The following is a 9,092-nucleotide window of genomic DNA, read 5'->3' as shown; positions in this document are numbered from 1 at the left end:
TGCTTCGCGCAGGAAACCGATGATCTGTTCTTCGGTGAAACGCTTCTTCATGTCCAATCTCCGTGTCATGGTGAATTGGACTCTAAAGTCACGTGCTACTCAATACCGGGGGGACGTCGCTTCGCCCGCATTACTTTTCCAGCCCCCCCGCCGGAACGATTGCCACTGACCCCGTTGCAGCCAACCTTGCGCCTCGCCTCAGCAGATGGCGATACCTGTTGAGGCGATTGCCCCGGATGGGTTGTGCCGACAGTCCGCTGTTGAGTCTTGCCCGATACTTCACTGCCGGCGCCGGCAATCTTTACAGAAGCAGTTTTATAGCAGCCGGTTGAGCAGGCGGTCGAGGCGTATGCGTTTGAGGCGGCCGAGCAGGGTTTTGACTTCGGCGGGATAGTCGCGCAGCGTTTCCAGCTGGCGATAGTGTTGCAGCAGCCGGGTGTAGCGGCGGATGTTGTCGAGCTCGGCGGCGCTTTGCTGCTCAAGCTGGCCTGTGGGGTCATGCAGCAGCAGGCCATTTTCGAGGTCGAGACGGAAGGCGCGCGGGTTGAGGTTGTTGCCGGTAACCAGCTGCCAACTCCGGTCGATCCAGATCCCCTTCAGGTGGTAGCTGTTGTGCTCGTGCTGCCACAGGCGTAGCTGCAGTTTGCCCTGTGCGATTGCGCTCTGGTTGCGTTTGGCGAAGCGGCGCAGGTTGCTCTCGTACAGGTAAGGCAGTGCCGAAATGACGCGGAACGGCTCGCTGGGCGGGATGTAGAAGTCGTTGGCGGTCTTGTCGCCGACGATGATCTCGACCTGCAGTCCGTTCCTGATCTGCTTTTGCAGGATGCGCAGGATGCTCTTCGGTGGATTGAAGTAAGGCGTACACAGGATGATCCGGCTTTTGGCGCTGCCCAGCAGCTGTTCGATGCGCTGGTTGAAGCGGTTGTCCTTGCCGACGCCACTTAGCGGCGTGACGCTGATACAAGCGTGCTCGGCGGTTGTCGGTGCGGGTAGGTAGTCGTAGCTGGCCAGCCGCTGCCGCAGTGACCTGATGTCATCCTTGGCGGGACGTGGCAGACCGGGAAGATCCAGGCGTTGCACGCCGGGGGAGGGCAGCAGCTGCTGGCACAGGTAGTGCGAAAAGCTGTCGGCGAGCCCGCGATCCCGGATCAGGTGGTAACGGTCGAAGCGGTAGCGTTCGCCGACATGGAGGTAAACATTATTGAGGCTGGCTCCGCTGTAGATCAGCCAGTCGTCGATCACGAAGCCTTTCAGGTGCAACACGCCGAACAGCTCCCGCGTCTGTACCGGTACGCCGTAGATGGGAACCTGCTCGCTGCCGAAACGTGCACTGATCTCCTGATACCATTGTGCATTTCCGGCCTGTTTGCCGGCACCGATCAGGCCGCGCCGCGCACGGTGAAAATCGACAAACACTCGGATGTCCAGCTGTGGCCGTTGCTGCTTGGCCTGGTGCAGTGCCAGCAGGATGGACTCGCCGCCCTCGTCGTGTTGCAGGTACAGGCTGCACAGGTGGATACGCTGCTGTGCCTGCGCAATATGCGTTAGCAGTTGCTGGTGAAAGCTCTTGGCGTCGTGCAGCACATGGATGTTGGCCGCATCAACGGCAAAGCCATTGCCGGCAGGGGCCGGACGGCGGGAAGGAAAAAGCGGCATGCTGGCGAGTGGTGTCCGTTAAGATTGCTGTTGCCATTGTGAATGAAAAAAGGCCGGAATGTTCCGGCCTTTTTGTTTGCGTGCGGCTTATTTGCGGGTCTTGAATTCCTGCCACAGGCGGGTAGTCAGACGCTGGATTTTCGGGTCCATCGGCAGCATCACGAAGCTCTTGGCCATCACTTCCTTGCTCGGGAAGATCGACGGGTTGGCCAGGTTGGCCTTGTCGATGAACTTGCGTGCCGGCAGGCTGCCCGGTGCGTAGGTCACGGCATTGGCGTTGGCCGCGGCGACCTTGGCGTCCAAGCTGTAGTTGATGAACTTGTAGGCGTTGTCGGCATTCTTGGCGTCCTTCGGGATCACCATGCTGTCGATCCAGATGCCGACACCTTCTTTCGGTACCAGCGCCTGCACCTTGACGCCGCTCTTCACTTCCACGGCGCGGGTGCGGGCGATGTTGATGTCGCCGCCGTAGCCCAGCACCATGCACAGCGAACCGCCGGACAGCTCATTGATGTAACCGGAGGAGGAGAAGCGGGTCACGTGCGGACGGATGGTTTTCAGCAAATCGGCCGCGGCGCGGTAGTCGGCTTCGTTCTTGCTGGCCGGGTCCTTGCCCATGTAGTGCAGCACGATAGGGAACACCTCTGCCGGGGAGTCGAGCATGCTCACGCCACAGCTTTTCAGCTTGGCGGCGTATTCAGGCTTGAACAGCATGTCCCACTGGTTGGCCGGCAGTTTGCCGCCCAGGGCCTTGGTGGCGCGGTCGGTGTTGATGCCGATGGTGTTGATGCCCCAGAAGTACGGTACCGCGAACTTGTTGCCCGGGTCGAACTTGGTCATCAGCTTCATCAGATCCGGATCCAGATCCTTGTAGTTCGGCAACTTGCTCTTGTCCAGCGGCAGGTACAGGTTGGCCTGGATCTGCTTGGCCAGGAAAGTATTGGATGGCACGACGATGTCGTAGCCGGATTTGCCGGTCAGCATCTTGGCCTGCAGGATCTCGTTACTGTCGTAAACGTCGTAACGGACCTTGACGCCGGTTGCCTTCTGGAAGCCCGGGATGGTGCTTTCCGCGATGTAGTCCGACCAGTTGTAGATGTTCAGTTCCGAGCTGGCGGCGACGGCGCTACCGGCGTAGGCGGCGCTGATGGCGCCCAGAAGCAGGGTGCGGGCAAATCGTTTCATTCAAGTTTCTCCTGGCGATGCGGTTCAGGTAATCGAACACATTATTTTGACTGAAAAACGCTACTTGAAACCAGTGCTTATTGAAAACATGTCAAGTGCTTGGCGTGGGCGAGGGCAACTGATTCAGGCTTGCCGCAATAAGTGCTGCTGCTCCCATGGTGTAATGGTACGCGCGAATGTCTGCCATTCAACCTCTTTCAGTGCGCAGAAGCTGGCCACGAACTGCGGGTGCAGCAGCGGGTGCAGGGCCGGTTCGTCGCGCAGGGCGCTGATTGCCTGCGGCAGGCTGGCGGGCAGGGTGGCCGCCATGCCGTAGGCACTGCCGGACAGCGGCGTACTCGGGGCGATGGCCTGCTCCATGCCAAGCAAGCCGCAGGCCAGCGTGGCGGCCATGGCAAGGTAGGGGTTGCAGTCCATGCCGGGCAGGCGGTTTTCCACGCGCCGTGCCGCCGGGGAGCTGTCCGGCACGCGCAGGCCGCAGCTGCGGTTGTCGATGCCCCACTCGACATTGATCGGCGCCGCACTGTGCGGGCTCAGCCTACGGTAGGCGTTGGGGTTGGCCGCCAGCAGCAGCATCGCCGCCGGCAGGTAGCGCTGCAGGCCGCCCAGGTAGTGCCAGAAGCGGGGCGCGGCGCAGCCGTCCGGCTGGCTGAACAGGTTGTGGCCGTGGGCGTCGACCAAGCTCTGGTGGATGTGCATCGCGCTGCCGGCGTCGGCGGCGAAGGGCTTGGCCATGAAGGTGGCCAGCAGGCCGTGGTGTGCGGCCAACGTTTTGGCGCTGCGCTTGAACAGGAACACCTGGTCGGCCAGCGCCAGCGCATCGCCGTGTTGCAGGTTGATCTCGAACTGGCCATTGCCGACCTCGCCGAGCATGGTGTCGCTGGCGATGTGCTGTTGCGCGCACAGTTGCTCCAGCTCGGCAAAGAAGGCGGCGTGGGCCGGCGCCTGATCCACGCTGTACGGCTGGCGCGTGGCGCCGAGCGGCTGGCCGTCGGCGGCAAGCAGGTAGAACTCGATCTCGGGCGCGACCACCGGTTGCCAGCCGCGCTGCCGGTAGGCGGCCAGCACGCGCTGCAGCACGCTGCGCGGCGCGAACGGGATAGGCTCGCCGTCGGCGTCGACACAGTCGTGGATCAGCTGCGCGATGCGCCGGCCGTCGCCGCTGTCCGGCTTCAGGCACAGGGTGCGCGGGTCGGCGCGCAGGCGCATGTCGGGGTCGCTGTCGGCGACCAGTTGCTGTTGCGGGTCGCCGTCCAGGGTCTGGATCAGGCTGACTTGCGGGAAGCGCTGTTCGGCGCTGTCGAGATAGCTGTGGCAGGGAATGAGTTTGCCGCGGGCCTGGCCGTTGAGATCGGGAAACAGGCACTCGATGTGGCTGACGCGTTGCTCGTTCAGCCATTGCTGCAGATCGGACATGTCGGATACCTTTGCTGCGTGAGTTGTCGGGAGGCGGACAATTCAGCGCGGGCGGCCGTAGGTGCTGAGCGGCTGCTCGAAGACGCCCAGCGGCAGCCGGATCAGGCTGGCGGCAACGGGCGAGGTGCAGCAATAGGGCATCATGGACTCCGGGTGGCGGGTCGTGTGTCTATTTTTTTAACCTGAAATTCGCAAAATCGTCAATTTTATTTAACGATAGTTGCCGGCAATGAGCGCCGGCGCCACACCTTGCTCATGGCGGCTGCCGGCAAAATGTGCAAAAATCCGGTCAACTAACGATATTGCAGGTTTTGTCATGCTGGACCGGGACGGATACCGCCCCAATGTCGGAATCATCCTCGTCAATCATCACAACGAGGTGTTCTGGGGCAAGCGCGTGCGCGAGCATTCGTGGCAGTTTCCACAGGGCGGCATCAAGCCGGGCGAAAGCCCGGAAGCCGCCATGTATCGCGAACTGGAAGAAGAAGTCGGCCTGTTGCCGCAGCACGTCAAGATTCTGGGGCGTACCCGCGACTGGCTGCGCTACGACGTGCCCACCAACTGGGTGCGCCGCGAGTGGCGCGGCAGCTATCGCGGCCAGAAGCAGATCTGGTTCCTGTTGCGGCTCACCGGCCGCGATTGCGACGTGTGCCTGCGCGCCACCAACCATCCGGAGTTCGACGGCTGGCGCTGGAGCGACTACTGGGAACCGATCGACAACGTGATCGAATTCAAGCGCGACGTGTACGAACGCGCGCTGACCGAGCTGATGCGCTTCATCAAGGGCGTGGAGAGCCGTGGCGAATATCTGGGGCGGGTGGCCGGCAGCCGGCACCGGCAAGCGGACGGGAGCTGATCCTTGAGCAATCCGATGCCTTCGCGGCCACGCACTGCATTTGCAGGCGTGGCCGTTGTTGCTGCCTGGTCGGCATGGCAGCCGGCCGACGTCGCGGTGTGGTGGATGGAAGCGCTGCCGGCGGTGCTCGGCCTGCCGCTGGTGTGGCTGCTGTGGCGGCGTTTTCCGTGGACCAGGTTGGCCGCATGGGCGATGGCGCTGCACGCGGTGGTGCTGCTGGTCGGCGCGCACTACACCTACGCCGAAACCCCGCTCGGCTTCTGGCTGCAGGATGCCTTCGACTTCAGCCGCAACCACTACGACCGCATCGGCCATCTTGCGCAGGGCTTCTTCCCGGCGCTACTGGCGCGCGAGGTGCTCAGCCGCAAGACGCCCTTGCGCGGCGGCTGGCTCGCCTTTCTCACCACCTGTTTCTGCCTGGCCTTCTCCGCGCTGTACGAGCTGATCGAATGGTGGGCGGCGCTGGCACTGGGCGCCGGTGCCGATGCTTTCCTCGCCACCCAGGGCGACCCGTGGGATACGCAGTGGGACATGTTCCTGGCGCTGTGCGGCGCCGTGCTGGCGCAGCTGATACTGGCGCCGACCCACAACCGACAACTCGCGACGCTGCAGGCGGCGCGTTACTGAATCTCAGAATAGACCAACCATGACGCAACAGAATTACGACGAATCCTCGGTCCGGGTGCTCAAGGGGCTGGAGCCGGTCAAGGAACGACCGGGCATGTACACCCGCACCACCGACCCCACCCACATCTGCCAGGAAGTCATCGACAACGCGGCTGACGAGGCGCTGGGCGGCTTCGCGCGCAAGATCGCGGTGACCGTGCACCAGGACGGCTCGCTGACGGTGGAAGACGACGGCCGCGGCATTCCGGTGGGCCTGCATCCGCAGGAAGGCGTACCGGTGGTGGAACTGGTGTTCACCCGCCTGCACGCCGGCGGCAAGTTCAACAAGAAGGATGGCGGCGCCTACGCCTTCTCCGGCGGTCTGCACGGCGTCGGCGTGTCGGTGACCAATGCGCTGTCCACCCGGCTGGAAGTCGAGGTCAAGCGCGAGGGCGGCGTGCACCGGCTGGTGTTCGCCGGCGGCGACGTGATCGAGCCGCTGGCGCGGGTTAGCGACTGCGGCCCGCGCACCAGCGGCACCCGCGTGCGGGTGTGGCCGGACGGCAAGTACTTCGAAAGTCCGCGCTACTCGATGCAGGAGCTGGAGCGCCTGCTGCGCGCCAAGGCGGTGCTGCTGCCGGGCGTGGCGGTGACGCTGACGGTAGAGCGCCCCAGCGGCGACGAGGTGAAAGTGTGGCAGTACCCGGAAGGGCTGAAGAGCTACCTCGCCGAGCTGTGCGGCGATGACGAGCCGATCGCGCCGCTGTTCGCCGGCGAGGCCTATATCGGCGACGACCACGAGCAGTTCGCCCGTGGCGAAGGCGTGCAGTGGGCGATGGCCTGGTTCGAGGACGGCGCCAGCGGCGAGAGCTACGTGAACCTGATCCCGACCCCGTCCGGCGGCACCCACGAAGCCGGCCTGCGCGCCGGCGTGTTCGACGCGGTGAAGAGCTTCATCGACCACCACAACCTGTTGCCGCGCGGCGTGAAAATCATGGCCGAGGACGTGTGGAGCCGCGTGCGCTTCGTGCTGTCCGCACGCGTGCTGGACCCGCAGTTCCAGGGCCAGACCAAGGACAAGCTCACCAGCCGCGACGCGCTGAAGCTGATCTCGGGCCTCGCCCGCGACCCGGTGGAGCTGTGGCTGAACCAGCACGTGGAAGCCGGCAAGAAGATCGCCGAGCTGGCCATCCGCCAGGCGCAGAGCCGCCTGAAGTCGGTGAAGAAGGTGGAAAAGAAAAAAGGCTCCGGCGTGGCGGTGCTGCCGGGCAAACTCACCGACTGCGAGAGCGAGGACATCGAGCGCAACGAGCTGTTCCTGGTGGAGGGCGACTCCGCCGGCGGCTCGGCCAAGCTGGCGCGCGACAAGGAGTACCAGGCCATCCTGCCGCTGCGCGGCAAGGTGCTCAACAGCTGGGAAACCGACCGCGACCAGCTGTTCTCCAACGCCGAGATCCACGACATGGCGGTGGCCATCGGCGTCGATCCGCACGGGGTCGACGATACCCCGGACCTGTCCGGCCTGCGCTACGGCAAGATCGCCATCCTGTCCGATGCCGACGTCGACGGCTCGCACATCCAGGTGCTGCTGCTGACGCTGTTCTTCCGCCACTTCCCGCGGCTGATCGACAACGGCAACATCTACATCGCGCAGCCGCCGCTGTTCCGCGTCGACGTGCCGGGGCAGGGCAAGAACCGTCCGCCGCGCAAGCTGTACGCGCTGGACGAAGGTGAGATGACCGCCATCCTCGACCGCCTGCGCAGCGAGGGGGTGAAGGAAAACGCGTGGAGCATCTCGCGCTTCAAGGGTCTGGGCGAGATGAACCCGGAACAGCTCAAGGACACCACCATGAACCCGGATACCCGCCGCCTGTCGCGGGTGAGGGTGCGCGCCGGTGCCTTTGCCGAGACGCGCGCGATGTTCGTCAAGCTGATGGGCAAGGGCGAGGCATCCAGCCGCCGCAGCTGGATGGAAGCCAAGGGCAACGAGGTCGAAGCCGACATCTGAGCCGGTCGTACATCGCCAAGGTTGGCCGCAACCCCGTCCGGGCTTGCGGCCTTTTTATTGCGGCCAACCTTGTGCGGCGACGGCTTGGTGCTAGCGGCGGCGGGGCTGGCTACAATTCGGCTATAGCCACCCACGAGAAGCATCATGTCCCGTCTGCTCTACCTGCAGTCCGGCGGCCCCACCGCCGTGCTCAACAGCTCCGCCCAGGGGGTGATCGAAGCCGCGCGCGCGCAGGGAGTGGCGGTGTGCGCCGCCGCCGACGGTCTCGTCGGGCTGCGTGCCGGGCGGCTTCTGGATCTGGATGCCGCCAGCGCCGCCGACATCGCCCGTCTCGGCAGCCTGCCGGGCGCCGCGTTCGGCAGCAGTCGCGACATCCTGGCGCCGTTCGCGGACGATGCCGCCGGCTGGCGGCAGCTGGCCGAGGTGCTGCGCCACTTCGACATCGGTCAGGTGCTGCTCAACGGCGGCAACGGTTCGATGGAGACGGCGCGGCTGCTGCAGCAGCTGGGCCAGCGTTTCGCGTTGCCGCTGCAGGTGGTCGGCATTCCGAAAACCATAGACAACGATCTGGAAGGCACCGATTTCAGCCCCGGCTTCCCGTCGGCGGCGAAGTATCTGGCCAGCAGTCTGCGCGAGGTGACGCTGGATGTGCTGAGCATGGCACAGCAGCGGGTGTTCATCATGGAGACCATGGGCCGCCACGTCGGCTGGCTGACTGCGTCCTGCGCACTGGCGGCCCTGCCGGGTGAGGCGCCGCCGCTGCTGCTGCTGCCGGAGGTGGCGTTCGACGAGGCGCGGCTGCTGGCGGCGGTACGGCAGCGGCTGGCGGAGCGTGGCTGCTGCGTGATCGCGGTGTCGGAAGGACTGCGCCATGCCGATGGCCGTTTCGTTGCACAGCTGCACGCCGATGCGGTGTACGGCCATGAGCATCTCGGCGGTGCCGGCATGTGGCTGGCGCAACGGCTGCAACAGCAGTTGGGGGTGAAGGTGCACGTGGCGCTGGTGGACTGTCTGCAGCGCGCGGCGCGGCATCTGGTATCGGCGGTGGACGCGCAGCAGGCGTATCGACTGGGGCAACAGGCGGTGGCGACGGCGCTGGCCGGGCAGGGCGGGGTGATGCTGGCCTTGCAGCGGCAGCCGGGCGCCAGCGGCGTCGACTGGCAAGTGCAGCCGCTGCCGCTGGCGGCGGTCGCCAACCGCGAGCGCGCGCTGCCGGCGGAGTACATCGCCGCCGACGGCCTGTCAGTGACGCCGGCGTTCGACGCCTACCTGCGGCCGCTGCTGCAGGGCGAGCGGCCGCAGGCCTTTGCCGACGGCCTGCCGGACCTGCGCCGTCCGGTGTGGCCGCCGCTCTTGCCCTGACGC

Annotated in this window: 8 protein-coding genes; 5 read left to right on the top strand and 3 right to left on the bottom strand. The window is 65.0% G+C overall.

Annotated features, from left to right (window positions below; all coding sequences use genetic code 11):
* On the top strand, positions 1–222 hold a 222-nt coding region (locus tag PQU96_RS09600), incomplete at its 5' end, for a hypothetical protein (protein ID WP_272772118.1).
* A gap of 93 nt (positions 223–315) precedes the next feature.
* Here PQU96_RS09600 and pssA read toward each other — a convergent pair.
* The 3 genes from pssA to PQU96_RS09585 form a co-directional block, all read right to left on the bottom strand.
* Positions 316–1,656: a CDP-diacylglycerol--serine O-phosphatidyltransferase gene (gene pssA, locus PQU96_RS09595; RefSeq protein WP_272772117.1), complete on the bottom strand. Its 1,341-nt coding sequence runs from the start codon at positions 1,654–1,656 to the stop codon at positions 316–318.
* Between the two features lie 87 nt (positions 1,657–1,743).
* Positions 1,744–2,841, bottom strand: coding sequence for a polyamine ABC transporter substrate-binding protein (locus tag PQU96_RS09590; protein ID WP_272772116.1), 1,098 nt, complete (start codon positions 2,839–2,841; stop codon positions 1,744–1,746).
* A 123-nt stretch (positions 2,842–2,964) separates the two neighbouring features.
* On the bottom strand, positions 2,965–4,257 hold the full coding sequence (locus tag PQU96_RS09585; RefSeq protein WP_272772115.1) for a glutamine synthetase family protein: 1,293 nt from the start codon (positions 4,255–4,257) through the stop codon (positions 2,965–2,967).
* A gap of 316 nt (positions 4,258–4,573) precedes the next feature.
* Here PQU96_RS09585 and PQU96_RS09580 point away from each other — a divergent pair, with 316 nt between their 5' ends.
* The 4 genes from PQU96_RS09580 (at position 4,574) to PQU96_RS09565 (ending at position 9,089) form a co-directional block, all read left to right on the top strand.
* Complete coding sequence (locus tag PQU96_RS09580; RefSeq protein ID WP_272772114.1) at positions 4,574–5,113, top strand: RNA pyrophosphohydrolase; 540 nt, start codon at positions 4,574–4,576, stop codon at positions 5,111–5,113.
* A gap of 15 nt (positions 5,114–5,128) precedes the next feature.
* The gene (locus PQU96_RS09575; protein ID WP_506016903.1) at positions 5,129–5,740 is read left to right on the top strand and encodes a DUF2238 domain-containing protein; all 612 of its coding nucleotides are present in this window, start codon (positions 5,129–5,131) and stop codon (positions 5,738–5,740) included.
* 19 nt (positions 5,741–5,759) lie between these two features.
* Complete coding sequence (parE, locus tag PQU96_RS09570) at positions 5,760–7,727, top strand: DNA topoisomerase IV subunit B (RefSeq protein ID WP_272772111.1); 1,968 nt, start codon at positions 5,760–5,762, stop codon at positions 7,725–7,727.
* 144 nt (positions 7,728–7,871) lie between these two features.
* Complete coding sequence (locus PQU96_RS09565; RefSeq protein WP_272772110.1) at positions 7,872–9,089, top strand: 6-phosphofructokinase; 1,218 nt, start codon at positions 7,872–7,874, stop codon at positions 9,087–9,089.
* Positions 9,090–9,092 lie beyond the last annotated feature (3 nt).

This window comes from Vogesella margarita (assembly GCF_028548475.1).
GTDB lineage: Bacteria > Pseudomonadota > Gammaproteobacteria > Burkholderiales > Chromobacteriaceae > Vogesella > Vogesella margarita.
Note: the sequence above shows the minus strand (reverse complement) of the source record. Positions and strands in the feature narration are given on the sequence as shown.

Coding starts and splice junctions, on each gene's coding strand:
- pssA (WP_272772117.1), bottom strand. CDS start 1,656: ATGCCGCTTTTTCCTTCCCGCCGTCCGGCCCCTGCCGGCAATGGCTTT.
- PQU96_RS09590 (WP_272772116.1), bottom strand. CDS start 2,841: ATGAAACGATTTGCCCGCACCCTGCTTCTGGGCGCCATCAGCGCCGCC.
- PQU96_RS09585 (WP_272772115.1), bottom strand. CDS start 4,257: ATGTCCGATCTGCAGCAATGGCTGAACGAGCAACGCGTCAGCCACATC.
- PQU96_RS09580 (WP_272772114.1), top strand. CDS start 4,574: ATGCTGGACCGGGACGGATACCGCCCCAATGTCGGAATCATCCTCGTC.
- PQU96_RS09575 (WP_506016903.1), top strand. CDS start 5,129: ATGCCTTCGCGGCCACGCACTGCATTTGCAGGCGTGGCCGTTGTTGCT.
- parE (WP_272772111.1), top strand. CDS start 5,760: ATGACGCAACAGAATTACGACGAATCCTCGGTCCGGGTGCTCAAGGGG.
- PQU96_RS09565 (WP_272772110.1), top strand. CDS start 7,872: ATGTCCCGTCTGCTCTACCTGCAGTCCGGCGGCCCCACCGCCGTGCTC.